The organism is Stenotrophomonas sp. TWI169, assembly GCF_039674705.1.
Lineage (GTDB): Bacteria > Pseudomonadota > Gammaproteobacteria > Xanthomonadales > Xanthomonadaceae > Stenotrophomonas > Stenotrophomonas maltophilia_P.
Genome location: NZ_JBDJOB010000009.1, coordinates 62457 through 88829, shown reverse-complemented (window position 1 = coordinate 88829; position 26373 = coordinate 62457). Strand labels below are relative to the sequence as shown.

Annotated in this window: 27 protein-coding genes; 12 read left to right on the top strand and 15 right to left on the bottom strand. The window is 68.1% G+C overall.

What is annotated here, in order from left to right; translation table 11 throughout:
• Positions 1-107 precede the first annotated feature (107 nt).
• Positions 108-671 (bottom strand): alkyl hydroperoxide reductase subunit C, encoded by a 564-nt coding sequence (gene ahpC / locus ABE543_RS09255; protein ID WP_005408159.1) that lies wholly within the window; start codon positions 669-671, stop codon positions 108-110.
• 354 nt (positions 672-1025) lie between these two features.
• Between ahpC and prmC the strand changes: the two genes are divergently transcribed.
• Positions 1026-1883 (top strand): peptide chain release factor N(5)-glutamine methyltransferase, encoded by an 858-nt coding sequence (gene prmC / locus ABE543_RS09250; protein ID WP_065182850.1) that lies wholly within the window; start codon positions 1026-1028, stop codon positions 1881-1883.
• A gap of 48 nt (positions 1884-1931) precedes the next feature.
• Positions 1932-2873, top strand: coding sequence for a prolyl aminopeptidase (gene pip, locus ABE543_RS09245; RefSeq protein ID WP_065175985.1), 942 nt, complete (start codon positions 1932-1934; stop codon positions 2871-2873).
• 78 nt (positions 2874-2951) lie between these two features.
• On the opposite strand, the gene ABE543_RS09240 is transcribed toward pip, so the two are convergent.
• Positions 2952-3836 carry a LysR family transcriptional regulator gene (locus ABE543_RS09240; protein ID WP_346475615.1) on the bottom strand — a complete coding sequence of 295 codons (885 nt, stop codon included), beginning with the start codon at positions 3834-3836 and terminating at the stop codon, positions 2952-2954.
• A 106-nt stretch (positions 3837-3942) separates the two neighbouring features.
• Between ABE543_RS09240 and ABE543_RS09235 the strand changes: the two genes are divergently transcribed.
• Positions 3943-5355, top strand: coding sequence for an MFS transporter (locus ABE543_RS09235; protein ID WP_193396236.1), 1413 nt, complete (start codon positions 3943-3945; stop codon positions 5353-5355).
• 112 nt (positions 5356-5467) lie between these two features.
• Here ABE543_RS09235 and ABE543_RS09230 read toward each other — a convergent pair whose 3' ends face one another.
• The 4 genes from ABE543_RS09230 to ABE543_RS09215 are packed head-to-tail and all read right to left on the bottom strand — an operon-like array spanning position 5468 to position 8337.
• Entirely contained in the window at positions 5468-6265 is a 798-nt protein-coding gene (locus tag ABE543_RS09230) for an N-formylglutamate amidohydrolase (RefSeq protein WP_065182853.1), read from the bottom strand.
• The gene (locus tag ABE543_RS09225; protein ID WP_053519128.1) at positions 6258-6812 is read right to left on the bottom strand and encodes an NUDIX hydrolase; all 555 of its coding nucleotides are present in this window, start codon (positions 6810-6812) and stop codon (positions 6258-6260) included. Before ABE543_RS09225 ends, ABE543_RS09230 begins: the two co-directional genes overlap by 8 nt.
• Positions 6809-7759 carry a 5'-3' exonuclease H3TH domain-containing protein gene (locus ABE543_RS09220; protein ID WP_065175990.1) on the bottom strand — a complete coding sequence of 317 codons (951 nt, stop codon included), beginning with the start codon at positions 7757-7759 and terminating at the stop codon, positions 6809-6811. Before ABE543_RS09220 ends, ABE543_RS09225 begins: the two co-directional genes overlap by 4 nt.
• On the bottom strand, positions 7756-8337 hold the full coding sequence (locus tag ABE543_RS09215; protein ID WP_065176012.1) for a nitroreductase: 582 nt from the start codon (positions 8335-8337) through the stop codon (positions 7756-7758). Before ABE543_RS09215 ends, ABE543_RS09220 begins: the two co-directional genes overlap by 4 nt.
• 331 nt (positions 8338-8668) lie before the next feature.
• Here ABE543_RS09215 and ABE543_RS09210 point away from each other — a divergent pair, with 331 nt between their 5' ends.
• Positions 8669-10987 carry a DUF1631 domain-containing protein gene (locus ABE543_RS09210; RefSeq protein ID WP_128988694.1) on the top strand — a complete coding sequence of 773 codons (2319 nt, stop codon included), beginning with the start codon at positions 8669-8671 and terminating at the stop codon, positions 10985-10987.
• A gap of 52 nt (positions 10988-11039) precedes the next feature.
• Positions 11040-12119, top strand: a complete 1080-nt coding sequence (locus tag ABE543_RS09205) for an NAD(P) transhydrogenase subunit alpha (protein ID WP_262217992.1) — start codon at positions 11040-11042, stop codon at positions 12117-12119.
• 61 nt (positions 12120-12180) lie between these two features.
• Here ABE543_RS09205 and ABE543_RS09200 read toward each other — a convergent pair whose 3' ends face one another.
• The 3 genes from ABE543_RS09200 to ABE543_RS09190 are packed head-to-tail and all read right to left on the bottom strand — an operon-like array spanning position 12181 to position 13544.
• Complete coding sequence (locus tag ABE543_RS09200) at positions 12181-12633, bottom strand: DUF3106 domain-containing protein (RefSeq protein WP_053519136.1); 453 nt, start codon at positions 12631-12633, stop codon at positions 12181-12183.
• 3 nt (positions 12634-12636) lie between these two features.
• A complete protein-coding gene (locus ABE543_RS09195; RefSeq protein WP_053519138.1) occupies positions 12637-12963 on the bottom strand; it encodes a hypothetical protein in 327 nt (108 codons plus the stop codon).
• A complete protein-coding gene (locus ABE543_RS09190; protein WP_081279792.1) occupies positions 12960-13544 on the bottom strand; it encodes an RNA polymerase sigma factor in 585 nt (194 codons plus the stop codon). The genes ABE543_RS09195 and ABE543_RS09190 overlap by 4 nt, the downstream gene beginning before the upstream one ends.
• A gap of 97 nt (positions 13545-13641) precedes the next feature.
• Here ABE543_RS09190 and ABE543_RS09185 point away from each other — a divergent pair, with 97 nt between their 5' ends.
• Entirely contained in the window at positions 13642-13962 is a 321-nt protein-coding gene (locus ABE543_RS09185) for an NAD(P) transhydrogenase subunit alpha (protein ID WP_346475604.1), read from the top strand.
• Positions 13959-15419, top strand: a complete 1461-nt coding sequence (locus ABE543_RS09180) for an NAD(P)(+) transhydrogenase (Re/Si-specific) subunit beta (protein ID WP_346475603.1) — start codon at positions 13959-13961, stop codon at positions 15417-15419. Before ABE543_RS09185 ends, ABE543_RS09180 begins: the two co-directional genes overlap by 4 nt.
• Positions 15420-15470: 51 nt before the next feature.
• Here the strand turns inward: ABE543_RS09180 and ABE543_RS09175 are convergent, their stop codons facing one another.
• Positions 15471-15890, bottom strand: coding sequence for a hypothetical protein (locus tag ABE543_RS09175; RefSeq protein WP_053519146.1), 420 nt, complete (start codon positions 15888-15890; stop codon positions 15471-15473).
• 122 nt (positions 15891-16012) lie between these two features.
• Here ABE543_RS09175 and sufT point away from each other — a divergent pair, with 122 nt between their 5' ends.
• The 3 genes from sufT to ABE543_RS09160 all read left to right on the top strand — a co-directional run bounded on the left by sufT (position 16013) and on the right by ABE543_RS09160 (position 19871).
• Positions 16013-16564, top strand: coding sequence for a putative Fe-S cluster assembly protein SufT (sufT, locus tag ABE543_RS09170; protein ID WP_004144911.1), 552 nt, complete (start codon positions 16013-16015; stop codon positions 16562-16564).
• Positions 16565-16623: 59 nt separating this feature from the next.
• Entirely contained in the window at positions 16624-17718 is a 1095-nt protein-coding gene (locus ABE543_RS09165; RefSeq protein WP_053519148.1) for a branched-chain amino acid aminotransferase, read from the top strand.
• Between the two features lie 410 nt (positions 17719-18128).
• Positions 18129-19871: a S8 family peptidase gene (locus ABE543_RS09160; RefSeq protein ID WP_053519150.1), complete on the top strand. Its 1743-nt coding sequence runs from the start codon at positions 18129-18131 to the stop codon at positions 19869-19871.
• 120 nt (positions 19872-19991) lie between these two features.
• Here the strand turns inward: ABE543_RS09160 and ABE543_RS09155 are convergent, their stop codons facing one another.
• The 3 genes from ABE543_RS09155 to wrbA all read right to left on the bottom strand — a co-directional run bounded on the left by ABE543_RS09155 (position 19992) and on the right by wrbA (position 21482).
• On the bottom strand, positions 19992-20477 hold the full coding sequence (locus ABE543_RS09155) for an asparaginase domain-containing protein (protein WP_053519164.1): 486 nt from the start codon (positions 20475-20477) through the stop codon (positions 19992-19994).
• 79 nt (positions 20478-20556) lie between these two features.
• The gene (locus ABE543_RS09150; protein WP_065175995.1) at positions 20557-20892 is read right to left on the bottom strand and encodes a DUF2069 domain-containing protein; all 336 of its coding nucleotides are present in this window, start codon (positions 20890-20892) and stop codon (positions 20557-20559) included.
• Positions 20889-21482 (bottom strand): NAD(P)H:quinone oxidoreductase, encoded by a 594-nt coding sequence (wrbA, locus tag ABE543_RS09145; RefSeq protein ID WP_053519154.1) that lies wholly within the window; start codon positions 21480-21482, stop codon positions 20889-20891. Before wrbA ends, ABE543_RS09150 begins: the two co-directional genes overlap by 4 nt.
• Before the next feature lie 77 nt (positions 21483-21559).
• On the opposite strand from wrbA, the gene ABE543_RS09140 reads away from it, so the two are divergent.
• Positions 21560-22834, top strand: a complete 1275-nt coding sequence (locus ABE543_RS09140) for a YihY family inner membrane protein (RefSeq protein WP_053519156.1) — start codon at positions 21560-21562, stop codon at positions 22832-22834.
• A complete protein-coding gene (locus ABE543_RS09135; RefSeq protein WP_346475602.1) occupies positions 22831-23406 on the top strand; it encodes a TlpA disulfide reductase family protein in 576 nt (191 codons plus the stop codon). The genes ABE543_RS09140 and ABE543_RS09135 overlap by 4 nt, the downstream gene beginning before the upstream one ends.
• 429 nt (positions 23407-23835) lie before the next feature.
• On the opposite strand, the gene ppk2 is transcribed toward ABE543_RS09135, so the two are convergent.
• Positions 23836-24618: a polyphosphate kinase 2 gene (gene ppk2, locus ABE543_RS09130; protein ID WP_053520281.1), complete on the bottom strand. Its 783-nt coding sequence runs from the start codon at positions 24616-24618 to the stop codon at positions 23836-23838.
• Positions 24619-24664: 46 nt separating this feature from the next.
• Positions 24665-26371 (bottom strand): tetratricopeptide repeat protein, encoded by a 1707-nt coding sequence (locus ABE543_RS09125; RefSeq protein WP_346475601.1) that lies wholly within the window; start codon positions 26369-26371, stop codon positions 24665-24667.
• Between the last annotated feature and the right edge of the window lie 2 nt (positions 26372-26373).

The window sequence follows — 26373 nt, the reverse complement described above, 5'->3', positions numbered from 1 at the left end:
CGCGACGGGCCGGCGATGGCTGTCTTGGGTTCACCCCCACGCCGGCGATGCCGCCGGCATGGAGATGGGCCTGCCGTGGCGTGGGGCCACGGCGTGCCGGTGCTGCGTTAGATCTTGCCGACCAGGTCCAGCGACGGGGTCAGGGTCTTCTCGCCTTCCTTCCACTTCGCCGGGCACACCTGGTTCGGGTTGGCGGCGGTGAACTGGGCGGCCTTCAGCTTGCGCAGGGTCTCGGAGACGTCGCGGGCGATCTCGTTGGAGTGGATCTCCAGGGTCTTGATCACGCCTTCCGGATTGATGATGAAGGTGCCGCGCAGGGCCAGGCCCTCTTCCGGAATGTGCACGCCGAAGGCGTTGGTCAGCTGGTGGGTCGGGTCGCCGACCAGCGGGAACTGGGCCTTGCCGACGGCCGGCGAGGTTTCGTGCCACACCTTGTGCGAGAAGTGCGTGTCGGTGGTGACGATGTAGACCTCAGCGCCAGCCTTCTTGAACTCGGCGTAGTGGTCGGCGGCGTCTTCGATCTCGGTCGGGCAGTTGAAGGTGAATGCAGCCGGCATGAAGATCAGGACGGACCACTGGCCCTTCAGGCTGGCATCGGAAACCTTGATGAACTCGCCGTTGTGGTAGGCGTTGGCTTCAAACGGCTGGATCTGGGTATTGATGAGGGACATCATTTTTCCTCTGGGTGAAGGGAGTGGGTGAATCGACAGGAGCTAGGTTACCGGCTCAGTTGCGATAAGAACAATCCATTGATTGCATCTATTTGATAGATGCAGCCTATCAAATTGCCATGAGCCCGCACTGAACCTTGCGTCCCTCATCCTGCAACTGCCTGTGTGACAAGGAAAATCGCCAGGGACGCGTGAAGAGGGCTGATAGCCCCTCCTTATGCCCTCGGGCGAAACCTGAACGGATTCCAGCTTTTGTAGAGCCGAGCCCACGCTCGACCGCGGATCTGTAGAGCCGAGCCCTTGCTCGGCTGTTCCAGACGCAGCCGAGCATGGGCTCGGCTCTACAATTGCGGAATGTCTTCCCCAACCCAACCCTCCCTGCGCCAGGTGGTGGCCGACGCCAGCGCCCGCCTGGGCGGCATCGACGCCCGCCACGAAGCCGAGCTGCTGCTGCTGCATGTGCTGGAGCGTCCACGCAGCTGGCTGTTCGCCCATGCGACCGATCCGCTGCCGGCAACGGCGCAGGCTGCCTTCGAGGCGCTGCTGGCGCGTCGCGCCGCCGGTGAGCCGGTGGCCTACCTGACCGGCCGGCGCGGGTTCTGGACGCTTGATCTGCGGGTCGATGCGGCGACCCTCATCCCGCGTCCGGAAACCGAACTGCTGGTGGAGCTGGCGCTGGAACGCCTGCCATCGGACCGCCCGCTGTCCGTGGCCGACCTCGGCACCGGCAGTGGTGCGATCGCCCTGGCCCTGGCCAGCGAGCGGCCGCTGGCACAGGTGCTGGCCACCGATGCCAGCCCCGGTGCACTGGCCATGGCTGCGCGCAATGCCGCCCACCATGAACTGCGCAACGTGCGTTTCGCTGAAGGTGGACAGGACTGGTACGCACCGCTGCAGGGCGCGCGCTTTGCACTGATTGCCAGCAATCCGCCCTACATCGCCAGCGAAGATCCGCATCTGCAGCAGGGCGACCTGAGGTTCGAGCCGGCCAGCGCGCTGGCGTCCGGCATCGACGGACTGGACGATATCCGCCGCATCGTCGCAGGCGCGCCCGAACACCTGCAGCCGGCGGGCTGGCTGCTGATCGAGCACGGCTGGGACCAGGGCGCGGCGATCCGCACGCTGTTCGATGCGGCCGGTTTCGCCGACGTGCAGACCCAGCAGGACCTTGAGCAGCGTGATCGGGTCACCCTCGGCCGGCGACCGGCCTAGAATGGGGGTTCTCCTGCCCCGGCAGGGCATCACCCTGGAGCTGCAAGCATGCGTACGCTGTACCCCGCCATCACCCCCTATGACGTCGGCACCCTGAAGGTCGACGACCGCCACACGCTGTACTTCGAGCAGTGCGGCAATCCGGATGGCAAGCCGGTGGTGATGCTGCACGGCGGTCCGGGCGGCGGTTGCAGCGACAAGATGCGCCAGTTCCATGACCCGGCGAAGTACCGCATCATCCTGTTCGACCAGCGCGGTGCCGGCCGTTCCACGCCGCATGCGGATCTGGTGGACAACACCACCTGGGACCTCGTCGCCGATATCGAGCGGCTGCGCGAGCATCTGAACGTCGACCGCTGGCAGGTGTTCGGTGGTAGCTGGGGGTCAACCCTGGCGCTGGCCTACGCCGAAACCCATCCGCAGCGCGTCACCGAACTGGTTCTGCGCGGCATCTTCATGCTCCGCCGCTGGGAGCTGGAGTGGTTCTACCAGGAAGGCGCCAACCGCCTGTTCCCCGATGCATGGGAGCACTATCTGAAGCCCATTCCGGTGGTGGAACGCCATGACCTGATCTCGGCGTTCCACCGTCGCCTGACCAGTGAAGACGAGGCGACCCGCCTGGAAGCAGCCAAGGCCTGGGCCGTGTGGGAGGGTGCGACCAGCTTCCTGCATGTGGATGACGACTTCATCAACAGCCACGAAGACCCGCATTTCGCGCTGGCCTTTGCCCGTATCGAGAACCACTACTTCGTCAATGGTGGCTTCTTCGAGGTGGAAGACCAGCTGCTGCGCGACGCGCACCGCATCGCCGACATCCCGGGCGTGATCGTGCATGGCCGCTACGACGTGGTGTGCCCGCTCGCCAATGCCTGGGACCTGACCAAGGTGTGGCCGAAGGCGAAGCTGGAAATCACCCCGGCATCGGGCCACTCCGCGTTCGAAGCGGAGAATGTCGACGCGCTGGTGCGCGCCACGGACAGCTTCGCGTAACACGCCGGTAGCGCCGGGCCACGCCCGGCGGCATTGCGATCTGTTGCCGCGGTCTGACTCGCCGGGCATGGCCCGGTGCTACCAGTCCCCTGCAAGCAGCGCGTCGGCCAGCACCTGCAGCTTCGGCGAGTGCTGGCGCGAAGGTGGGTAGATCAAAGAGAGTTCGCGGCTGCGGCCTTCATACGGTTGCAGCACGCGCAGCAGACGGCCGTCGGCCAAGGCGTCGGCCACGGCGAAGTCCATTACCTGCACGATGCCGATGCCGGCGATGGCGGCTTCCACCAATGGGTCGCCGCTGTCGAACACCATCCGCGTCGGTGGCGTGAACTCGCGCAGCTGGCCGTCCTGAAGGAACTGCCAGTCCACCAGGCGGCCACTGCGCAGGTTGCGCACGGCCAGGCAGGCATGCCCCGCCAGTGCGGCCACATCACCCGGTGCACCGCGCCGGGCAAGGTAGTCCGGGCTGGCGACGGTCACCCAGCGCAGCGGTCGCAGGGGCCGGGCGACGATGCGCTGATCGGCGATGGTGCCGGTACGCAGCGCGGCGTCGAACCCCTCATCGACCAGGTCGACCAGGCGATCGCTGAGCACGGCTTCGACCTGCAGTTGTGAATGGCGCTCCAGCAGCGGCGCCAGCAGGGGCACCAGCACCTTGCGGCCGAACATCGACGGCGCACTGATCTTCAGCGTGCCCGACGGCGTGCAGGGGCGATCGGCAAGCTGCCGTTCCGCGTCCTCCAGTCCGCACAGCAGTGGCGCGACCTGTTCCACAAACTGGCGCCCATCCGGGGTCAATGCCACGTTGCGCGTGTTCCGCTGCAGCAGCTTCACGCCCAGGTCCACCTCGAGCCGGCTGATCGCGCGCGACAGCCCGGATTGGCTCAGGCCGAGCTGGCCGGCAGCGACGGTGAAGCTGCGTGCTTCGGCCACGTGCACCAGCATGCGCACCGCGTTGAGGTCCATCGATGATCCACTCATGCAGAAAATCATGACAGATATGGCGGGTGAGGGGTTTATTGATTTCGCTGCATCAATGAGACTGCGCTCCCCCCTTCAGTCCAGACCACCGATGCCTCCCCTCAAATACCCGCGCTGGGCACTGACCCTGCTGGCCACCGCCCAGCTGATCATCGCCCTGGATGCCACCATCATCTTTGTCGCGCTGCATGACATGGGCCGCGCGCTGCAGATCAACGCGCAGCAGCTGCAATGGGTGGTCAGTGCCTACACCGTGGCTTTCGGCGGCAGCCTGCTGCTGGGCGGGCGTGCCGCCGACCTGATCGGCCGCCGCCGCTTCTACCGCCTGGGCATGCTGTTGTTCGCGGTGGCATCGCTGCTCGGCGCGCTGGCGCCGAATGCGGGCCTGTTGATCATCGCGCGCGCAGCGCAGGGCATCGGTGCCGCGCTGCTGTTCCCGGCAACGCTGGCCCTGATCAACACGCTGTATGAAGAAGGCCCGGCCCGCAACCGCGCGCTGGCGATCTGGAGCATGGCCAGTGCAGTGGGTCTTGCCTTGGGTACGCTGCTCGGTGGCGTACTCACCCAGGCCTTCGGCTGGCCGGCGGTGCTGGCGGTGATCGTGCCGCTGGCCACCGCGTGCGCGCTTGCCGCCGGTGCGTGGCTGCCGCCCGATGCTTCGCGCCCGCAGGGCCGTTCGTTCGATCTGGCCGGCTGCATCACCGTGACCCTGGGTGGCAGCCTGCTGGTGACCACGCTGGTACAGGGCCCCGAATGGGGGTGGGCGGCGCCCGTCACGCTGGGCTGCCTGGTGCTGTCGATACTGATCCTGTTCGCGTTCGTGCAGATCGAGCTGCGCAGCCGCGATCCACTGATGCAGTTCGCGCTGCTGCGCCTGCCGGGCCTTCGTGCCGCCCTCGGCCTGACCTTCGCGTTCATGAGCAGCTACGGTGTGCAGTACTACTTCATGGCGCTGTACTTCCAGGACGGCTACGGCTGGAGTCCGCTGCAGGCCGGCCTGGCATTCCTGCCGGCCACGGCGGTGTGCACCGTGGGCATCCAGCTTGCCGAGTGGACGCTGCAGCGCTGGAGCGCGCGCAGAGTGCTTGTGATCGGCAACCTGGCCGGTGCCGTCGGCATCGCCTGGGTGGCGGCGGCACTGCCGCATGCCTCGAATTTCTGGCCATTGCTGCCGGGCGTGGTGGTGTTGAGCATCGGCCAGGGAATGACCTGGACCGCGATGTGGATCGTGGCGGGTCAGGGCGTGCCGGCGGCGCAGCAGGGCGTGGCGTCGGGCATGGCGGCCACCGCACAGCAGATCGGCGGTGCGCTGGGCCTGGCGGTACTGGTGATGGTGGCCAACGCCGACGTGGCAGCTGCCGGCTCTCCGGATGCGCTGACCGGGCTGGTGCGTGCGGAGTACGGCGCCGCAGTGTTTGCACTGCTCGGCGTGGTCATCGCGCTGGCCCTGCGCCCGGCGCCGGTCGCCCCGGCGGTCCCCGCCTGCCTGGCCAACGACGCATGATCGACCTGCAGGATGACCCGGTAGCGCCGGGCCATCCCCGGCGAGGCGCAACGCGACGGTGAATCCTCCAGTGCCGCCGGGCATGGCCCGGCGCTACCGGGCCCGGATGGCGTTACACCGATGCCAGCAGCCGTGGCTGCAACGCGCTGAAGATCCGCGCCAGCCGCTCGGCCCACGCCTGCTGCCCGGCCGCGTCGGCGATCAGGTCCTGACGGATCTCCAGTTCCACGTGCACCAGGCCGCGCCCTTCGCCGTGCACCGGTACCGCGTAGTCGCTGGTACTGCTTACCGAATACGGTTCGTTGTCACCGACCACCAGATCGCCTTCCTCGCGCAGTGCCTGCAGCAGGGCGTGGGCAAAGCGCGTGTCCTGGTGGTAGAGCACGCCGGCATGCCATGGCCGCAGCGTGCCGTTCATGGAGGGAGTGAAGCTGTGCATCATCACCAGCAGGGTCGGGCGGCCGGCTTCGCGGCGCGCATCCAGTTCCGCTTCGATGCGGGCGTGATAGGGCGCGTGGATCGCGTCGATGCGCTGCTGCCGTTGTGCGGCCGACAGGCCGGCGTTGCCCGGTACCACGGTGTGATCGCTTGCTTCCGGAATCAGGGTCGGCGATGCCAGCGGACGGTTGCAGTCGATCAGCAGGCGCGAATAGGTCTGCTCGATGGCCCAGGCATCCAGCCGTTCGGCCAATGCACGCGTGGTGCCGGCGATGCCGATGTCCCAGCCGATATGGCGGTCAAGTTCGCGCTGCGGCAGGCCGAGGCCGGCCAGTGCGCGCGGTACCTGCTGCCCGGCGTGATCGGCCAGCAGCAGGTACGGCGAAGCGCCCTGCGGCCGGTGGATGGTGTAGATCGCCGGGTCGTCAGCGCCCAGCAATGCCGGCAAGGTGTGCAGGTCGGCGTCAGCCACGCGGGCGCCCGTCCAGGTGATGTTCGATCATCCACAGCCCGGCCCAGAGCTTGGCATCGAGCTCGTAGCCTTCGCCCATCTTCTGCACCAGCCACGCGGCAGCCTGCTTGAGCGGGACCTCGTGCACCGTGATGTCCTCGCTGTCATCGCCGCCGCCTTCGCCGATCCGGCGCAGGCCGGTGGCGCGCACGAAGGCGATCTTCTCGCTGCTGGCGCCTGAGGAGGTCGGGCCGATCATCAGCACTTCGGCGTGCTCGGCGGTCCAGCCGGTCTCTTCTTCCAGTTCGCGTACCGCCGAGACTTCGATCGACTCGCCGGCATGGATGTCACCGACCAGCCCGGCCGGCATCTCGATGGTCGATGCCTGCAGGGGCACGCGGAACTGCTCGACGAACAGCACCTTGTCCTCGGGGGTGACGGCGATGATGATCGCCGCCAGGCCACCGGCGTGGGTGCGTTCGCTGTATTCCCAGGTGCCGCGTACCAGCATGCGCTGGTACTTGCCTTCATAGACGACACGCGGGGCTTCGGTATTGCGCTGGCTCATGCGGGCTCGCCGGAATTGGAAAAGGAGGGAGTGGGAAGCGGGTCGGCCATGCCGGCGGCGTTGAACAGCCGGCGGCGGGTCATCGGGCCGAAGCGCAGGGTCTGGCACAGGCCGCCGAGCAGCTCCGGGTCGGCCGTCTGCCGCAGCAGGCCGGGCTGGCAGCCTTCCAGCGGCGCGTCCAGCGCGATGGTGGTCAGCTGTCGCCAGAGCAGGGCATGCTCGCGCTGCTCGCGCAGGCGCACTGCCATCTGCGCTGCGCCGCGCAGGCGCAGGAAGGGCACTTCGTCCAGGCGCTCGTACAGCACATCCAGGCTGCCGAAGTGGGCCAGCAGGACCGCCGCGGACTTGCTGCCGACGCCGCTGATGCCGGGGATGTTGTCCACCGCATCGCCGCACAGTGCCAGGTAGTCGGCGATCTGGTGCGCATGCACGCCATGCCGCGCTTTCACCCCGGCCACGCTCCAGCGCTGGTTGCGCGCATAGTCCCACTGCTCGTCGTGGTCCAGCAGCAGCTGCGACAGGTCCTTGTCGGCGGAAATGATGACACCGCGGTGGCTGCCGCGGTGCACATGCAGGGCGCTGCCGATCAGGTCGTCGGCCTCGTAGTCGTGATGGGCAAGCACGGCCAGACCGAGCGCCGCGCACAGTGCCTTGCAATGCACGAACTGGCGCTTCAGCGCCTCCGGAGCCGGATCGCGGTTGGCCTTGTACGCCGGATACAGGCGATGGCGGAAGCCGCTGTCCAGCGCCTCGTCAAAGGCGATGGCGATGTGCTGCGGACGCTCGCGTTCGAGCAGGTCCAGCAGGAAGCGCGCGAAGCCGTGCACGGCATTGGTCGGCCAGCCCTGCGCATCCTGGAACTGGTCGGGCAGCGAGTGCCAGGCACGGAACACGTAGATGCTGGCGTCGACCAGGTACAGCGCCGGCGCCGGTGCCGGCAAGGTCATGCCGGTGGCGTCCAGTCGCGCAGCAGGGCGGCTGGATCCGGACGCTCGCGCTCGGGCACGTCGGCGCGGGCGGTGCCGATATGGATGAAACCGGCGATGCGCTCGCCGTCGGCCAGCCCCAGATGGGCGTGTACGGCCGGGTCGAACGCCATCCACGCCGTCAGCCACTGGGCGCCGAAGCCCAGCGCCTGTGCGGCCTGCAGCAGGGCAAAGCAGACGCATCCAGCGGTCATCAGCTGCTCCTGCTCGGGCACCTTCGGGTCGGGGCGGGGGCTGGCCACCACCACGATCACCAGCGGCGCATGGCTGAAACGCTGGCGATCCTTCTCGAACACGGCCTCGCCGGCAGTGGGATCGCGCTGGCGGCTGCGCTCGGCCAGGAACGCGCCCAGAGTGTGACGCGCATCGCCGGCAATCTTCAGGAACCGGAACGGCACCCGCTTGCCGTGGTCGGGCACCCGCACCGCCGAGGAGAGCATGCGCAGCAGGGTCTGCGGGTCCGGCCCGGGCTCGCCCAGCTGCCGCGAGGGCACCGAGCGGCGGGCATCGAGGGCAAGCAGGGCGGCGGGGTCGGGCATGGCGTCTGAACCGGTCATCACGGGCATTTGATTATAGTCGCGGTGGTCGATGACGCCGTGGCTGCGGCGTCTGTCCCCTCACTATCAAACTGTGATGAACATCATGCCACTGGCGGCAATCGGACGCCGGCTTCCTCTCGCCTCGCGGGCCTTGCACGGCTTACGATATCCCTCTTGCCGGGCCGTGGGTCACGAGGTTTGAAGTGAGGACTGTTTCACTGTCCGTGAGGGGCGGGCCGGCCTACCATCGACGTATCGGTACATGGGGTGTGCCGGTCGTCGCGATGTCCATGTTGTCTGTCGCACCAGAGAAGGTGGGGAGCCTTCCCGAATGATGAGCGCGCCCACACCGTTGGGAACGTCGGGTCGTGACCCGGCCCAGTTCCAGCTTGCCCGTGACGCCGTCCTGCCCGCGCTGTGCCAGGCCTTCGGGGCAGCACTGGCGCGCTTCGACGACGCCCTGTTCGACCGTGCCGGCAATGCCGGCGCCTCGCAGCTGCTGTTCCTTGATGCGATGCGCGAGCTGCGCCGGCGGCGCGAGGAGATCGCGGCGGCCTTTGCCGGCCATCTGCAACGTGCCTGGGCGGCTCTGGTTGCCGGAGAGCCACTGTCGGCGGATGCGACCCTGTCCGGCCCGGCCGAGGATGGCCTGAGCCTGCTGGCCGAGCACGTGCTCGAATCGAGGCTGGCGGTGCGCAATTTCGCCACGGTGCTGCTGCGTGATTTCAAGCCGGTTCTGGCGCGGCTGGACCGCCGCCTGGGCTGGCTGGCCGGCGATGTGCCGCTGGATGCCGACCTGAACCCGATCAGCCCGGAACATCTGGGCGTGGCCATCCACGAGGCCTTCGCCGGCTGCGAACTGGCGCCGGAAGTCCACCTGGTGCTGATCAAGCTGTGCGAGCGCGACCTGCGCGCGCCGGTCGGCCGCATCTACGACAAGCTGGACGAGCAGCTCGCGGCGGCCGGCGTGATGTCGCAGATGGGCGCGGTGCGTCGCACCCCGGCGGCCCCGGGCCCGCGTCCACCGCAGGGGCTGGACGATCTGGTCGAACAGCGCCCGGTGCCGGGGTTCGACAGCGATTTCAGCGATGACGAGCAGGCCGCACCGGCGTGGGCGCAGCGCTTCGCCGCGCGCTGGTCCGAGCGCCGAGGCCACCTTCAGCAGGCCGGTGGGGACGGTCCCGGCGCCGCCGGCAGCGAGGCCTATGGCCAGCAGGGGATGTTGCTGGAAGCGCTGCAGGAACTGCTGCAGCAGACGCGCCACGTGCGTGAGGACGCAACATCGGCCGCGCAGGTGGCCGTGGGCCAGCAGCGCCCGTTGAGCCAGCGCGAGATGATGTCGGTGCTGTCGCTGCTGCAGGCGACCCCCAGCGCCACGCTGCGTGCGGCGATCGGTGAGGATGGTGAGTCGCTCGCGCAGCGCCTGAAGAGCGAGGTGTTGTCCAGCGCCACCCGGCTGGGCGTCGACCCGGGCCAGACCCGCCTGGATCCGCAGGACGAGGACGCGATCGACCTGGTCGGCATGCTGTTCGACGTCATGCTGGATGAACGCGAACTGGAGGGTCGCTCGCGCGAACTGATCGGCCGCCTGGTGGTGCCCTTCGTCAAGGTCGCCATGCTCGACCGCCGGATGTTCGTGCAGAAGACCCATCCGGCGCGCAAGCTGCTCAATTCGTTGGCCGAGGCCTGCGAAGGCAACACCGGCGAGAGCCAGGCCGAGCGCATGCTGATGGCCAAGGTGGAGGAGATCATCGAGCGCCTGGTCGCCGAGTTCAACGAGAACCTGGCCATCTTCCTCACCCTGGAAGAGGAGTTCCGCGACTTCCTGGTGCAGCACCGTCGCCGCGTCGAGATTGCCGAGCGGCGCGCAGCGGAAACGCAGCGCGGCCAGGAAAAGCTGGAAATGGCCCGCACGCGCGCGGCCACCGAGCTGGATCGCCGCATAGGCGATGCCACCCTGCCACCGGCCATCGCCGAGTTCCTGCGCCAGCCGTGGCAGCACCACCTGACCCTGGCGCTGCTGCGCGAGGGCGAAGACGGTGCATCGGTCGCCGAAGCCCTGGCCCTGGGCGATGGCCTGCTGGAGGAAGTGGCCGAAGCGCGCCGGCAGATCATCGGCAAGCCCTGGCTGCAAGCCTGGCAGCCGGTGCTGGCCAAGGTGTTCGCCAGTGTCGGCGTACACGGCGATGCGGCAACCTCGGCCATCGATGCACTGCATGACACCCTGCAGGGCATCGCCGAGTCACGGCCGGAGCTGGAACGTGCGCTGCCGGAGCTGCCGCAGGTTGTCCTGCCCATGCCGCCGGTTGCGGACTCGCCGACGGTCGAACTGGGCAGCCAGGTGGATACCGACGATTTCGACAATGCCGATGCCGATCGCTTCCGCCGGATGGAGATCGGCAGTTGGCTGGACTTCGTCGACAAGGACGGCAAGGTGCAGGCCGGCAAGCTGTCCTGGGTGAGCCCGATTTCTTCCCGGCTGCTGTTCGTCAACCGGCGTGGCGTGCGCTTCTGCGTGGCTTCGCCGGAGGAACTGGCGGTGATGGTGCGGCTGGGCCGCCTGCGTGCGCATGTCGACGATGGCGCCTTCGACAGCGCCATGCAGGGCGTGATCGACCGCCTCGACCCGGGCAACGCCACCCTGCACTGAGCGGGAGCCGCCTGCTAGGATCGGGAAAACTCACCGATCAGCGGGGACCTGCATGGCCGTGGCGTTGCTGGGGATCAAGGAGACCGCGCCGGGCGAACGGCGCGTAGCGTTGACGCCGGAGACCGCGCGCAAGCTCGCCGCACTGGGCGTCACCGTCTGGTACGAAACCGGTGCGGGCGAGGCCGCCGGTTTTCCCGATGCCGCCTATCAGGACGCGGGCGCACGTGCATTCGATGACGGTCGCTGGGGCGAGATCGACATCCTTCTGTGCGTGCAGGCGCCGCCGGCGCAGGTGCTGGCCCGGCTCAAGCCGGGCGCAGCCGTGGTCGGCCTGCTGACGCCGGCCAGCGATCCGACACTGGCGGCGCTGGCCAGCGAGGACCGCCTGCTGCTGTTCCCGCTGCAGCTGTTGCCGCGCACCACCCGTGCGCAGGCGATGGATGTGCTCAGTTCGCAGGCCGGCATGGCGGGCTACAAGGCTGCGCTCATCGCAGCCGAGCGTGCACCGCGCTTCTTCCCGATGCTGACCACCGCGGCCGGTACCGTGCGTCCGGCCAAGGTGCTGGTGATCGGCGCCGGCGTTGCAGGATTGCAGGCGATCGCTACTGCGCGCCGCCTCGGCGCCCAGGTGGAAGGATTCGATGTGCGGCCGGAAACGCGCGAGCAGATCCAGTCGCTGGGCGCACGCTTCCTCGACCTGGGCGTCAGCGCGGCCGGCGAGGGCGGCTACGCGCGGGCGCTGACCGAGGAAGAACGGGCCGAGCAGCAGCGGCGGCTGGCCGACCATCTGCGCATCGTCGATGTAGTGATCTGTACCGCAGCCGTGCCGGGCCGTCCGGCACCGACCATCGTCACTGCGGCGATGGTGGAAGGCATGGCGGCGGGCAGTGTGATCGTCGATCTGGCGGCCGAGAGCGGCGGCAACTGCGCGCTGACCCAGCCGGGGCAGTGCATCGAACACCAGGGCGTGACCATCGATGGACCACTGGGCCTGGCCAGCCGGGGTGCGACCCAGGCCAGCGAGATGTATGCGCGCAACCTGCTCAACTTCGTTGCCCTGTTCGTACGCGAAGGTCAGCTGAGCTTCGACTGGGAAGACGAACTGCTGGCAAAGACGCGCTGGCAGGCGTGAATGGCATGGGGTCAGATCCCTTTGCCTCTGGCAAAGGGATCTGACCCTGCATCCCGAAGGCCTACCGCGGCTTTGCCGGTGGCGGGTTGTCCCGCACCCAGTCGCGACGCTCCTCCGGCGTCATCCGGGACCAGCGATCGCGCAGGGCGTCGCGCTGGGCAGGGGGCAGCTGGCGCATCTGCCCGAACAATGCGCGTGCCTGTTCACGCTGTTCCGGGCTCATGTGCTCGAACCGGCGCAGGCCACGGCGGGCCTTGTCGCGCTCTTCCGGGCTCATGGACTGCCAGCGCTGGCCATGGGCCAGCATGCGCTGGCGCTGACCGGCATCGGCGCCGTTCCAGCGGTCGCGCAGCGGGGCCAGCACCGCCTCGCGCTGGGCGGGGCTGAGCTGATCCCAGGCAGGCAGTGGAGCACCGGGAGCGGGCGGCGCGGGCGCATGGGTCTGCGCCAGCACCGGTGCTGCAGGCAGCAGCGCCAGGGCGATCAGCAGGGGCAGGGAGAGATGTCGCAGCATGATTCACTCCATCGCCAGGTCGGTGTCGCCCAGCCACAGGTACAGATCGGGATTCTCGTCGTACAGCGCGCTGTTGTCTTCCACTGCGGCAACGGTCGGTACCGGCGCTGGCCGCGTCGGCACGTCCGGACCGGTGAACTGCACGCCGATGCCCAGCGCCACCACCAGCGAGCAGGCGCTGGCCAGCCACCAACGCCAGCGCCCACGATGGGCTGCATGGGCGCCCTGGCGGGCCTGGCGCAGGCGCGACAGCGTTGCCGGCGACAGCGCCTGCAGAGAATGCGCATGCAGGCGCCGCAAGGCGTCATCGGAGGGCAGGGAGCGGTTCACGGGGGGTTCTCCAGATAATCCTGCAGCGCCTGCCGGGCGCGTGCGAGATGGGTCTTTACCGCGCCTTCGCTGCAGCCCATGGCGCGGGCGGTGGTGGCGCCGTCCAGATCCTGCAGCACGCGCAGGGTGAACGCTTCGCGCTGGCGGGCGGGCAGCGTACGCAGCGCCTGCACCAGCTGCTGGTACTGCTGGTGCTGCTCGTGCGCCTGCGCCGGGGTAGGGCCGGGGTCGGCCCAGTCGATGTCGGCACCGTCGGCATCCTGGTTGTCGCGCCAGAACGGGAGGCGGAAGCGGCGTCGGCGCTGCAGGTCGATCACCCGCCGGCGCAGGATGCTCCAGAACAGGGGCGCCCATTCGCTGGCGGGCTTGTCGGCATAGTCCAGCATGCGCAGCAGGGCATCCTGCACGGCGTCCAGGGCATCCTCGCGCTGGCGCAGGCCGGCCTCGGCGAAGCGGAACGCGCGCGGGCCGATGCTCGCCAGGAACGCTTCCAGCGACGCCGGCAGGGCATCGGTGTCGGCGGTCGGGGGGACGGGGCTGCTCACCAGCACAGGGTACGGTTCCTTGCTCGGGGTCACCATCGACAACGCGTGAGCGCGGCCCCGGTTGACGAGGATGCGCGCCGGGTTCAGCCCATGGTTATGATGGGCCGACGAAGACAGAGCGGGAGCGTTGCTGATGAGTGACGGGTTCGTGGCGCTGTACATCTTCATGCTGGCCGCCATCGCCGGCCACGTGATCATTTCGCGGGTGCCGGTGATCCTGCACACCCCGCTGATGTCGGGTTCCAATTTCATCCACGGCATCGTGCTGATCGGCGCGATGGTGGTGCTCGGCCACGCACAGACGCCGCTGGAAAAGGCCTTGGGCTTCATCGCCGTGGCGCTCGGTGCCGGTAACGCCGCCGGCGGCTACGTGGTCACCGCGCGCATGCTGGAGATGTTCAGGCCGAGCACGCCGCGGGCAGGCAAGGACGAACCGAAGGAGCCGCAGGCTTGAACATCAGCACCGTCGAACTGCTCGATTGGCTGGTCAAGGCCAGCTACCTGGTGGCCGCCACGCTCTTCCTGCTCGGCCTGCAGCGGATGGCCTCGCCGCTGACCGCGCGCAGCGGCATCCGCTGGGCCGGGCTGGGCATGCTGCTGGCCACCGCGGCCACGTTCTTCCTGCCCGAGCTGCACAACGTGCCGCTTATCCTGGTCGCGCTGCTGCTGGGTGCCGGCCTGGCCTGGTGGTCGGCCGGCAAGGTCGCGGTCACCGACATGCCGCAGATGGTGGCGCTGTACAACGGCATGGGCGGTGGTTCGGCGGCGGCGATCGGTGCGGTCGAACTGCTGCGCTACGCCTTCCTGGCCCATCGCGATACCACCCATTGGAGCGAACAGGCGCTGGCCGACCTTGCCGCACGCCAGCCTTCCACCACCGTGCTGCTGCTGGCGGTGGTCGGCGCCGCGATCGGCGCGGTGTCGCTGTCCGGCTCCGTGATCGCCTGGGCCAAGCTGGATGGCCGCCTCGACAAGCGGGTCACCTGGCCAGGGCAGCAGGCGTTGAACCTGGGGGTGGCGCTGGCGGTGGTGGTGCTGGCCATCGTCGCGGCCAGCACGCTCAGCACCTGGGCGATCATCGCCTTCTTCGTGCTGGCACTGGCGCTGGGCGTGCTGATGACGCTGCCGATCGGTGGCGCCGACATGCCGGTGGTGATCTCGCTGTACAACGCATTCACCGGTCTGGCGGTGTCCTTCGAGGGCTACGTGCTGGGCAACGAGGCCTTGATCATCGCCGGCATGATGGTCGGCGCGGCGGGCATCCTGCTGACCCGCCTGATGGCCAAGGCGATGAACCGGCCTATCCGCAACGTGCTGTTCTCCAATTTCGGGGGGGGTGCAGGCGGAGAGGCACAGGCGATCACCGGCGCGCAGAAGCCGATCGAGGCGGCCGATGTGGCGGCAATGATGGCCTTCGCCGAGCGCGTGGTGATCGTGCCCGGTTACGGCATGGCCGTGGCCCAGGCCCAGCACAAGATCTGGGAACTGGCACAGCGGTTGGGGCAGCGCGGGGTCAAGGTGAAGTTCGCCATCCATCCGGTCGCCGGGCGCATGCCCGGGCACATGAACGTGCTGCTGGCCGAGGCCGGTGTGCCGTACGACCTGATCGCCGACATGGACGACATCAATCCCGAGTTCACCAGCACCGATGTGGCGCTGGTGATCGGCGCCAACGACGTGGTCAATCCGGTCGCACGTACCGATCCGGCCAGTCCGATCTACGGCATGCCGGTGCTGGACGTGATCAACGCACGCAACGTGGTGGTGATCAAGCGCGGTCGCGGGACCGGCTTTGCCGGGATCGAGAATGCGCTGTTCTACGCCGACAACACGCGCATGCTGTACGGCGACGGCGCTGAGGCGGCAGCGTCGCTGGTCAGCGAGCTGAAGGCGCTCGACGGCGGGCATTGAGCCGTAGCGGCAGCGCCGGGCATGGCCCGGCGCTACCCGAATCAGGTGCGATCAGCGCGCCAGCCAGGCGCCGACGGCCACGCCGATCGCCAGCCACAGCCATTCCATCGCGCCATTGGCCAGGTTGATCAGCGTCCAGGCCAGATGCGGGCCCATGCGCAGCGAGGCGTCCCAGGGGTTGAGCCCCATCGAGCCGCCCATCCAGGCGCTGGCGATCGCCCAGTTCGCCACCGCCGCCACCAGCAGCGTGCCGGCCACCACCAGGGCCACGCGAAGACGGCCGGGACCGAGTGTGCCCAGACGCAGCATGAACACCAGTTCCAGAGCGGTCAGCACTGCCATCCAGCCGACCTGGCGGCCGGTCATCAGGGCCAGCAGCATCCAGGCGAGGGGAGCAACAACCAGGCCCAGCAGCAGCATGAAGGGCCAGAGCCAGGTCACGGTCCTGGCACGCGCGGCATTGGAGGACATCGAAGCTTCCTGAAAGTCACCCACAGGATACTGTGGTTTGCCGCGGTGCACCGGCGGGCGCAGGACGGCTGGGCTAGAATGCCGTCTTGCGTGGCCATGGCCACGGCCCCATATCGGTCCCCATGTATTCCCGTAGCAGCGAACCTGTCCACTTCGAACGCGATTGCGAGGCCGTGATGGTCCCGCAGGGCGACACCGTGACCCTGCCCGCCGGCAGCTATGGGTACATCACCCAGGCGCTGGGCGGCAGCTATTCGGTATTCGTCGAAGGCAACCTGTTCCGCATCGCCGGCAAGGATGGCGACGCCATCGGCAAGGAAGCACCCGCTCCGCTGGAACTGCCGGCCGACGCCACCGACGAACAGGTGGAGCAACTGGTATGGCAGCAGCTTCGCACCTGCTTCGATCCGGAAATTCCGGTGAACATCGTCGAACTGGGCCTCGTCTACGAGGTCGAGATCAAGCATCTGGACGAGGGCCAGCGCGAGATCGACGTGAAGATGACCCTGACCGCGCCCGCATGCGGCATGGGTGACATCCTGGTCGACGACGTGCGCAGCAAGCTGGAAATGATCCCGACCGTGGCCGAGGCCGACGTCGAGCTGGTGTTCGATCCGCCATGGAACCAGCACATGATGTCCGAGGCGGCCCGTCTCGAGACCGGCATGCTTTGACCCAGGGCCCGCAGTGACGCGGGCCCGGCACTACCCGCAACCAGAACAGGAATCCTCCGGTGTCCCAGTCCATCCCCAGCTTCGCCGTCACCCGTTCGGACCACCCGCGCAGCGCTGAAGAGCGCGCCACGATCCTGGAGAAGCCGGGTTTCGGCCTGCACTTCACCGACCACATGGTGGAAGTGCGGTGGGACAAGGACACCGGCTGGCACAACGCCAACGTGCGTGCCTATGGCCCGTTGCAGCTGGACCCGGCAGCGGCCGTGCTGCATTACGGCCAGGAGATCTTTGAGGGCATCAAGGCCTACCGCCACGCAGACGGCTCGATCTGGACCTTCCGCCCGGATGCCAACGGCCGTCGCCTGCAGCGCTCGGCACAGCGCCTGGCGCTGCCGGAACTGCCGGTGGAGATCTTCGTCGAGTCGCTGAAACAGCTGATCGCCGTGGACAGCGCCTGGGTGCCGTCGGCGGATGAGTCCAGCCTGTACTTCCGCCCGTTCATGATTGGCGACGAGGCCTTCCTCGGCGTGCGTGGCGCGCACAAGGCCGGCTATTACGTCATCGCCAGCCCGGCCGGTCCGTACTTCGCCAAGGGCGTGGCACCGGTGTCGATCTGGCTGTCCACCGAATATGCGCGTGCGGCCAAGGGCGGCACCGGCGCGGCCAAGTGCGGTGGCAATTACGCCGCCTCGCTGCTGCCGCAGCAGAAGGCCCAGGCGCAGGGCTGCTCGCAGGTGCTGTTCCTCGACCCGGTCGAGGGCAAGTACCTGGAGGAACTGGGCGGCATGAACGTCTTCCTGGTCTACAAGGACGGCACCCTGGTCACGCCGCAGCTGTCGGGCAGCATCCTGGAAGGCATCACCCGCGAGAGCATCCTGCAGCTGGCCCGCGACCGCGGCATGAAGGTCGAGGAGCGCAAGGTCAGCATCGACGAGTGGAAGGACGGCGTTGCATCCGGTGCGATCAGCGAGGTGTTCGCCTGCGGCACCGCTGCGGTGGTGACTCCGATCGGCCAGCTCAAGGGCGAAGGCTTCTCGGTGGGCGACCTCAACGCGCCGGCCGGCGAAGTGACCATGTCGCTGCGCAAGGAACTGACCGACATCCAGTACGGCCGCCTCCCGGACCGTCACAACTGGCTGGTCAGGCTGGGCTGATCCTCCCGCCAGGCTGTAGCGCCGGGCCCATGCCCGGCGGCGCTGTTCCCCGAAGGCCCGTCCCCGCGACGGGCCTTCGTCGTTTACAGGGAAGGCCGGCCGCCGATGTCGGCAAAGTCATCGGTGGACAGGACATCTGCCCAGTCAGGTTCGTGCGCGTGGCGCGAAAGTTCCTTCATCTTCACAAACCCTCGACCCGGAAAGTCTCAGATCGAACATTTCATGTTCCTGAAAAGACACTGAAAATATTGTGGTGTCCGGTTTAGGCCATTAGCGTCATCGGCACGGCGGATCGTAAGGGGGATCCGCTGGCTCGCCGGACTCCGGACCTCGCCAACGCAAGCCAGCCCATGGTCCGGGCCGGTGTTTCTGCCGATTCCGGCATTCACACCACTAGAAAGGGAAATACGATGTCCCAGGTAACGCAACCGCGTGTGCGTCGAGTGTGGGTGGTCCTTGGTGCTTCCGTTCTTTCATCGCTGCTGCTGGCCACGCCTGCGCTGGCCGGTGATGTCCAGCTCAGCGGGCTGCAGTCCGCGCCGACGCACCAGCGTTTCATCGTCAAGTATCGCGACGGCAGTGCGCCGGTGGCCAACACCACCGCCCTGGCATCGTCGCTGAAGACAGCGGCTGCGGGCCTTGCCAGCAGCCAGGGCCGCGCGCTGGGCCTGCAGCAGGTCCGCAAGCTGGCCGTCGGCCCGACCCTGGTCAGGACCGATCGTCCGCTGGACCAGGCCGAATCCGAGCTGCTGATGCGCAAGCTCGCCGCCGACCCCAACGTCGAATACGTGGAAGTCGACCAGATCATGCGCGCGACGCTGACGCCGAACGACACCCGCTTCAGCGAACAGTGGGGGTTCGGTACGTCCAACGCCTCGATCAACGTGCGCCCGGCCTGGGACAAGGCCACCGGCACCGGCGTGGTCGTCGCGGTGATCGACACCGGCATCACCAACCACCCCGATCTGAACGCCAACATCCTGCCCGGCTATGACTTCATCAGCGACGCGGCAATGGCACGCGACGGCGGTGGCCGCGACAGCAATCCCAACGACGAGGGTGACTGGTACGCCGCCAACGAATGTGGCGCAGGCTACCCGGCCTCCAACTCCAGCTGGCACGGCACCCACGTTGCCGGCACCGTCGCAGCGGTGACCAACAACAGCACCGGCGTGGCGGGCACGGCTTTCAATGCCAAGGTCGTGCCGGTGCGCGTGCTCGGCAAGTGCGGTGGCTACACCTCCGACATCGCCGACGCCATCGTGTGGGCCTCCGGCGGCAGTGTCAGCGGCGTGCCGGCCAATGCCAATCCGGCCGAGGTCATCAACCTCTCGCTGGGTGGTGGCGGCAGCTGCTCGACCACCTACCAGAACGCGATCAACGGCGCCGTCGGCCGTGGCACCACGGTGGTGGTGGCCGCAGGCAACAGCAACACCAACGTGTCTTCATCGGTACCGGCCAACTGCCCGAACGTGATCGCGGTGGCGGCCACCACGTCGGCGGGCGCACGTGCCAGCTTCTCCAACTACGGCACGGGCATCGACATCTCCGCGCCGGGCCAGGGCATCCTGTCCACGCTCAACACCGGCACCACCACGCCGGGCAGCGCCAGCTATGCCTCGTACAACGGCACCTCGATGGCGGCACCGCACGTGGCCGGCGTGGTCGCGCTGATGCAGTCGGTCGCACCGAGCCCGCTGAGCCCGGCCCAGGTGGAAAGCATCATCAAGAGCACCGCTCGGCCGCTGCCGGGTGCCTGTTCGGGTGGCTGTGGCGCCGGCATCATCGACGCCGATGCGGCAGTGGCGGCAGCGATCAATGGCGGTGGCAACCCGAACCCGGGCGGCACCGTGCTGCAGAACAACGTACCGGTGAGCGGACTGGGTGCCGCATCGGGCGCTTCGCTGAACTACACCGTCAATGTCCCGTCCGGCAGCAGCCAGCTGCGGGTGACGATCAGCGGCGGCAGCGGTGATGCCGACCTGTACCTGCGGCAGGGCAGCGCGCCGACCGATACCGCCTACACCTGCCGTCCGTACCTGAGCGGCAACAGCGAAACCTGCACGGTCAACAGCCCCGCTGCCGGTACCTGGTACGTACGGGTGAAGGCCTACAGCACCTTCTCGGGCGTGACCCTCAACGCGCAGTACTGAGCCCAAGACCCTCTCCTAGGGCACGCCCTGGCTTCGGCCGGGGCGTTTTCGCATGGGGCCGCGCGGTGGTGCGTGCCGCCGCGTCGTGGTGGGTGCCGACCTTGGTCGGCACTCCGTTCCTCAAACCGATTCGAAGCGGTTTGCGGCAACGTTCTTGCGCACGTGCTGCGGGTCGAAAATCCGCCCGTTCATCGCGATGTAGACGCCGGCCGGCAGCGACTGTACCGCGCCGATCGCGCAGCCGATGTTGAACTCCGCGTCCGAACCGCGGAAACGTGCCGGACTGAGCGCGCCGGTCATCACGATGGTCTTGTCCGCGATCGTCGCCAGCACCTTGCCGGTCTGCACCATCGAATCGGTGCCATGGGTCACCAGCACATGCCGGGTCGGCTGCGCCGCGATGGTGGCCCGGATCAGCTCGCGGTCCTCATCGTTGATGTGCAGCGAGTCCTTGCGCAGGATCGGAATCACGTTGAAGCGGAACGTCACCCCCAGCTCGCGCAGGATCATGCCGATCTGCGGATCGCCGATCTGGTAGTCCGACTTGTCGTCGAAGTAGATCTTGTCGATCGTGCCACCGGTGGTGACGACCAGGAGCTCTTCCATCATGTGCATGCGCGAAACCAGGACAGGTGCAGCGGCGCGGGGCCGGGAACGCAGATGATACGGCCCGGGAGGCGCAGCGTCAGCGTCGCCTGCCGAAGCGCGCACGCAGGCCCGGCAGGCTGGCGGCGAAGATCACGGTCAGTGCCAGGGCAATCTCGAGCAAGGCCAGCCAGCGCGTTTCCGGGTGGCTCCAGGCGCTCATCACGCCATGGCTGAACCAGCCCAGCGCCAGCACGGAGGCCCAGAACCCTGCCTTGCGCCAGCCCAGGCGCAGGGCGATGGCCAGTGCAAGCGGTGGGGCGGTGAACACCAGCTGGGTGGCCAGCCAGTGCTTGTCGTTGATGAACCAGCCTGCAAACAGCGCGGCCAGACCCATCAGGGCCAGCAGCAGAACCGTACGCGGCGCGGCGTTCATCGGGCCAGCCGCTGCGCGATATCGGCGACGCGACGGCCCAGCGCCCGCGCCAGCACCGCCTCATCATCGGTCGGCTGCGGGTCGTCGGCCGCTCCCGCCACATGGCTGGCGCCGTAGGGCGTGCCGCCGCTGGTGGTGTGGCTCAAACCCGGTTCGGTGAATGGAATGCCGACGATCAGGCAGCCGTGATGCAGCAACGGCACCTGCATGGTCAGCAGGGTCGATTCCTGCCCGCCGTGCATTGATGCGGTCGAGGTGAACACGCCGGCGGGCTTGCCCGCAAGCGTGCCATTGACCCATTCAGCACCGAGCCCATCGAGGAAGTGCTTGACCGGCGCGGCCATGTTGCCGAACCGCGTCGGACTGCCCAGCAGCAGCCCCTGGCAGTCGGCCAGATCCTGCACGCTCACGTAGGGGGCGCCATCGTCGGGCACCGGCGGCTGTGCGGTCTGGGTCACGGCCGCCACCGGCGGCACCGTGCGCAGCCGCGCCACCATTCCCGGCACCTCGCCGATTCCCCGCGCGATCTGGCGCGCCAGCCGTGCCACCGAGCCACCGCGGCTGTAGTAAAGCACCAGGATCTCGCCCATCGTGCCCAGGTCTCCTCATCGTGTGGACGCCAGTATGGCTATCCTGCGTGCATTCCGCATCGGGTACCCTTGCGCCGATGGAACCTCTGGATACGCTCAACCTATGGATGGAACGCGCGCGCGATCGTGCGCGTGCCGCCAGCTTCGGCCGCTTCCTGTGGCACCGCTTTCTCGATGACCGCCTGTTCCAGGCGGCCGCCGCACTGGCCTACACCACGGTATTCGCCCTGGTTCCGCTGGCGATCGTGGTGTTCGGCGTGCTTTCGGCCTTCCCGGTCTTCGACCGCTGGAGCGATCAGCTCAGCGACTATGTCTTCTCCAACTTCGTGCCCAATGCCGCACGCGCCGCCGAAGGCTACCTGCGGCAGTTCTCGGCCAGCGCTGGCCAGCTCACCGCGGCCGGCTTCATCGCCCTGGTCGTCTCGCTGCTGATCACCCTCAACAGCGTGGAAGAGACGTTCAACAAGATCTGGCGGGTCGGATCGACCCGGCCCAAGCTGACCCGCTTCCTGGTCTACTGGACCGTGCTGACCCTGGGCGCGATGCTTGCCGCCGCCTCGCTGGCAGTGTCGGCACGGGTACTGGCAATGCCGCTGTTCGGGACCCAGGAGGGGCGCTGGCTGGCCGACCTGTCGCTGCGGCTGGCACCGGTGCTGATCGAATTCGTCTGCATCAGCCTGATGTTCCGGGTCGTGCCGCACCATACGGTGAAATGGCGGCACGCCGTCCCCGGCGCGATCCTGGCGGCGGTGATCCTGGAGCTGGTGAAGTGGGGCATCGGTGCCTATCTGGGCAGTTTCCAGTCCTACCAGAAGCTCTATGGCACGGTCGCGTTCGTGCCGATCCTGCTGCTGTGGATCTATCTGTGCTGGGTGGCGGTGCTGCTTGGCGCATCGCTGGCATCGTCGATGGCGGCGTTCCGCTACCAGCCGGTCGAGCTGCGCCTGCCGCAGGGCTATGAATTCTATGGGCTGCTGCGCCTGCTCGGCCGCTTCCACCAGGCGCGTGCCCGGGGCAGGGGGCTGGCCGATGACGAGATCCTGCGGCTGGAGCCGATGCTGACCGACTCGCTGCTGCAGGACCTGGCCTGCAAACTGGAGGCCATCGGCCTGCTGCGCCGCGACGAGCGGGGTGAATGGCTGCTCGCGCGCGACCTGGACCAGGTCAGCCTGGCCGATCTGTACGAATGCACCCAACTGCGCATCCCGGTGGCGGAGCAGCATCTGCCCTACCGCGAAGACAGCCTGGGCCAGGCCGCGCTGGCGGCGCTGGATGAACTGCGCCTGCCTCTGCGTGAGCGCCTCAAGCGTCGCGTCAGCGATATCTATCCCGATTCCGGAGACACCCCATGACCCGCACGACTCCGCTGCTGCTGGCAGTTCCATTGGCCGTGGCGCTTGCCCTGGCGGCCTGCAAGCCTGCGCAGGACACGACCCCGGCCAGCAGCCAGCCACCGGCGCAGGCTCCCGCACCGGCGGCACCGCCTGCGGCCGAGGACACGCCTGCCGAGCGTGTCACGGCCGAGTTCCCCACGTTGAAGATGAAGGCCGTCGATGGCAGCGAGTACGACCTGGCGGCCCATCGGGGCAAGTGGGTGGTGGTGAATTTCTGGGCCACGTGGTGCGCACCATGCCGCAAGGAGATGCCGGAGTTGTCCGCGCTGCACGCCATGCGCAGCAACATCGAAGTGGTCGGCCTGGCCTATGAGGACATCGAGGTGCCGGAGATGCAGTCGTTCCTGACCAAGCATCCGGTGACCTATCCGATCGTGATCGTGGATCCGTTCGATCCGCCGGCGGACTTCGCCACGCCGCGGGGTCTGCCGCTGACGCATCTGATCGATCCGCAAGGGCGGTTGGCGCACAGCTTCCTAGGCCCGGTTACGGCGGCCGACATCGAGAAGCAGATCGCGGCTGCGAAGTAGTGGGTGTGCCGGCAGGGCCTGCGGCCCTGCACCCGCTACGCGCAACAGCAACAGCAACAGCAGACATACCGTGGGGTGGCGGGGCGGTGTCGGAGTGCGGGGACGCCGCAAGTACGTCCCTGTAGGCTTGGCAGCCGCATCCATGCGGCTGACACCCCGCACTCCGACACCGCCCCACCTCTGACAGATATCTGCAATCTGATAGATCGACGCCATGCGTGGATCTACTGAAGCTCGCAGGAAACTGTCGAAGGCGGGGTGGGTCCGGTTGCGGGGGTGTCCGCGGCATGGATGCCGCGGCCAAGCCCCCATGGATGGGTTTACGGCGTCCCCCGCAACCGGGCCCACCCCGCCATCCCTCAGGAAACCTGCTTCTGCTTCTGCCGTTGCTCGTAGCGGGTGCAGGGCCGCAGGCCCTGCAGACAACCCCTACTCCTCGACCGGGAAGTCCTCGATCGGCTTCAGCACATCGTAGTGCTCGCGATGCAGCTTGCCCTTCAGCTTCGGCAGCTCCGGCAGAGGCGCGTCCACGCGGGTGTCGGGCAACCGGTCAAGCAGGTTGCGTACCAGGGTCAGCCTGCCCAGCCGCTGATCGTTGAAGTCCACCAGGGTCCACGGCGCACCTTCGCGATGGGTGGCACGCAGCATGGCCTCCCGTGCTTCGGTATAGGCGCTGTACTTGCTGCGCGATTTCAGGTCGACCGGTGACAGCTTCCAGCCCTTCAGCGGATCGATATGGCGCTCGGCGAAGCGCTTCTCCTGCTGCTCCTGGTCCACGCACAGCCAGTACTTGAACAACAGGATGCCGTCATCCACCAGCAGCTGCTCGAACACCGGGGCCTGGCGCAGGAACTGCTGGTACTCGCTCTCGCTGCAGTAGCCCATGACCCGCTCGACACCTGCGCGGTTGTACCAGCTTCGATCCATCAGCACGATCTCACCCGCCGCCGGAAGGTGCCCGACGTAGCGCTGGAAGTACCACTGTGTCGCCTCGCGGTCGGTCGGCTTGGGCAGCGCCACCACCCGGCACTGGCGCGGATTGAGGTGCTGGCTGATGGCCTGGATCGCGCCGCCCTTGCCGGCGGTGTCGCGGCCTTCGAACAGCACCAGCAACCGCTGCCCGCTGTGCTGCACCCAGCGGGCCATCGCGGTCAGTTCCAGCTGCAACGGCAGCAGCAGTTCGTCGTAGTCCTTGCGTTTGAGCTTGCCCATCGTCATGCCGCGCGGAAAGGAGGGCCCAGCCTAGCGCAGTGGTTGCTCAGGCGCCGTCGACGCCCTGCCAGCCCTGCTCGTGCGCCAGCCGCTGCAGCAGTGCCGAAAGGTCGCGGGCGAAACCGGCCATGTCGAACACGCCTCTACGCGCGCGGGCCTGTGCCAGTTCGGCGCGCAGTGCGGCCAGCGCTGCCGGATCGTTGCCGAGCGCACGGGCGGTGGCGATGAACGCCGCATCGTCGGCAACGTTCATCCGTGCCAGGCCCAGGTGATGGTTGAGGCTGCCGGCCACGCGCGCGGCGAAGGTCTCGCCCGGGCAGGTGAGTACCGGGCAGCCCGCCCACAGTGCGTCGGAGGCCGTGGTGTGCGCGTTGTACGGGTGTGTATCCAGGAACAGATCGGCCAGTTGATAGCGGGCCAGATACTGCGGATGCGGCAGCTTGGGCATGAACACCAGCCGCGCCGGGTCCAGACCCGCTGCCTGCGCCGCTGCCCGCAGGCGCGCATCGGCCTGGCCGGGGCCGGACAACAGCCATAGAACGCTGCCAGGCACCGCCGCCAGGACGGCGAACGCCCGCCCCATGCTGCGCGGGTTGAGCTTGTAGCTGTTGTTGAAGCAGCAGAACACCACGCCGTGTCCAGGCAGGCCGCACGCGGCGCGATCCGGTGCCGGCTCGAGCGCGCGGGTGTTGTCCGAGGGCTGGAACGCGCGCGGCAGGTACACCACGCGCTCGCTGTGGTGGGGCGCCAACGCCGCTGGCAGGACGAACGCATCGGCGATCACCGCATCCAGCCACGGTGCGCCGGATGTGCCGGGATAGGCCAGCCAGTTGAGTTGCAGCGGGGCAGGGCGCAGCGCCAGCACTTCCGGCGCGCCGCCACCGCCCCAGCCACGCAGGTCGAACAGCAGGTCGATGCCCTGTGCACGGATGGCGGCAGCGATGTCGGCATGGCGGCGCCCCGCCAGATCGTGCAGCCGGGTTGCCGCCTGCAGCCGCTGGCGGATGCGGCTGCCATCGTCCCGGTTCAGTGCGAACAGATGCAACTGCAGTTCCGGGTGGCGGCCCAGCTGCTCGAACAGGGCAACGGTCAACAACCCGGTCGGATGTGCGCCGAAGCCGTTGGAGAGGAAGCCGATCCGCAGGGCTCCCTGTGTCCGTACCTTCACAGCGGGCATCGGCCGCACCGATGCGGCCACCGCTGCGGCGCGCGTGCGGGCGCAGGCCAGCTGCTCGGCGGCGCTGGCGTCTTCGCTGAGGAAGGCAAAGGGCTCGACCGCGCCCTGCCCGGTCGCGACCGCGCCGCGCACCTGCGCAGCCAGGGCCTCCACGTCCTGCCAGTCGCACAGGCGGCGTTGCCATGCCAGTCGCTGGGCGGCGATATAGGGTTCGTCGGGCATCAGCCCATGTGCACGCCGGTACGCGGCCGCCGCGCCCTCGGGGTCGCCGGCATCTTCCAGGGCATGGCCCAGCCACAGCGCGATGCCGGGATGCTCCGGAGCGCGCGCTGAAGCCTGTCCCAGCAGCGTCGCAGCGTCGGCGTGCGCACCGGCCATCCATGCCACGCGACCCAGCCGGGCCAGTGCCTCGGGATGGTCCGGCCGCAGCTGCAGCGCACGCCGTGCGGCCTGCTCGCCTGCGCCGATGTCGCCGGCTTCCAGTTCCAGATCGGCCAGCATCACCCAGGCGACGAAGTCACCGGGCTGGCGCGCGATCGCCTGCTGCAGTTGTTGCCGCTGCTGCCAGGCCGACATCG

Bases quoted from the DNA above. Each gene is read 5' to 3' on its own strand.
- ahpC (WP_005408159.1), bottom strand. From the start codon at position 671: ATGTCCCTCATCAATACCCAGATCCAGCCGTTTGAAGCCAACGCCTAC.
- prmC (WP_065182850.1), top strand. From the start codon at position 1,026: ATGTCTTCCCCAACCCAACCCTCCCTGCGCCAGGTGGTGGCCGACGCC.
- pip (WP_065175985.1), top strand. From the start codon at position 1,932: ATGCGTACGCTGTACCCCGCCATCACCCCCTATGACGTCGGCACCCTG.
- ABE543_RS09240 (WP_346475615.1), bottom strand. From the start codon at position 3,836: ATGGACCTCAACGCGGTGCGCATGCTGGTGCACGTGGCCGAAGCACGC.
- ABE543_RS09235 (WP_193396236.1), top strand. From the start codon at position 3,943: ATGCCTCCCCTCAAATACCCGCGCTGGGCACTGACCCTGCTGGCCACC.
- ABE543_RS09225 (WP_053519128.1), bottom strand. From the start codon at position 6,812: ATGAGCCAGCGCAATACCGAAGCCCCGCGTGTCGTCTATGAAGGCAAG.
- ABE543_RS09220 (WP_065175990.1), bottom strand. From the start codon at position 7,759: ATGACCTTGCCGGCACCGGCGCCGGCGCTGTACCTGGTCGACGCCAGC.
- ABE543_RS09215 (WP_065176012.1), bottom strand. From the start codon at position 8,337: ATGCCCGACCCCGCCGCCCTGCTTGCCCTCGATGCCCGCCGCTCGGTG.
- ABE543_RS09210 (WP_128988694.1), top strand. From the start codon at position 8,669: ATGATGAGCGCGCCCACACCGTTGGGAACGTCGGGTCGTGACCCGGCC.
- ABE543_RS09205 (WP_262217992.1), top strand. From the start codon at position 11,040: ATGGCCGTGGCGTTGCTGGGGATCAAGGAGACCGCGCCGGGCGAACGG.
- ABE543_RS09200 (WP_053519136.1), bottom strand. From the start codon at position 12,633: ATGCTGCGACATCTCTCCCTGCCCCTGCTGATCGCCCTGGCGCTGCTG.
- ABE543_RS09190 (WP_081279792.1), bottom strand. From the start codon at position 13,544: ATGGTGACCCCGAGCAAGGAACCGTACCCTGTGCTGGTGAGCAGCCCC.
- ABE543_RS09185 (WP_346475604.1), top strand. From the start codon at position 13,642: ATGAGTGACGGGTTCGTGGCGCTGTACATCTTCATGCTGGCCGCCATC.
- ABE543_RS09175 (WP_053519146.1), bottom strand. From the start codon at position 15,890: ATGTCCTCCAATGCCGCGCGTGCCAGGACCGTGACCTGGCTCTGGCCC.
- sufT (WP_004144911.1), top strand. From the start codon at position 16,013: ATGTATTCCCGTAGCAGCGAACCTGTCCACTTCGAACGCGATTGCGAG.
- ABE543_RS09160 (WP_053519150.1), top strand. From the start codon at position 18,129: ATGTCCCAGGTAACGCAACCGCGTGTGCGTCGAGTGTGGGTGGTCCTT.
- ABE543_RS09155 (WP_053519164.1), bottom strand. From the start codon at position 20,477: ATGGAAGAGCTCCTGGTCGTCACCACCGGTGGCACGATCGACAAGATC.
- ABE543_RS09150 (WP_065175995.1), bottom strand. From the start codon at position 20,892: ATGAACGCCGCGCCGCGTACGGTTCTGCTGCTGGCCCTGATGGGTCTG.
- wrbA (WP_053519154.1), bottom strand. From the start codon at position 21,482: ATGGGCGAGATCCTGGTGCTTTACTACAGCCGCGGTGGCTCGGTGGCA.
- ABE543_RS09140 (WP_053519156.1), top strand. From the start codon at position 21,560: ATGGAACCTCTGGATACGCTCAACCTATGGATGGAACGCGCGCGCGAT.
- ABE543_RS09135 (WP_346475602.1), top strand. From the start codon at position 22,831: ATGACCCGCACGACTCCGCTGCTGCTGGCAGTTCCATTGGCCGTGGCG.
- ppk2 (WP_053520281.1), bottom strand. From the start codon at position 24,618: ATGGGCAAGCTCAAACGCAAGGACTACGACGAACTGCTGCTGCCGTTG.
- ABE543_RS09125 (WP_346475601.1), bottom strand. From the start codon at position 26,371: ATGTCGGCCTGGCAGCAGCGGCAACAACTGCAGCAGGCGATCGCGCGC.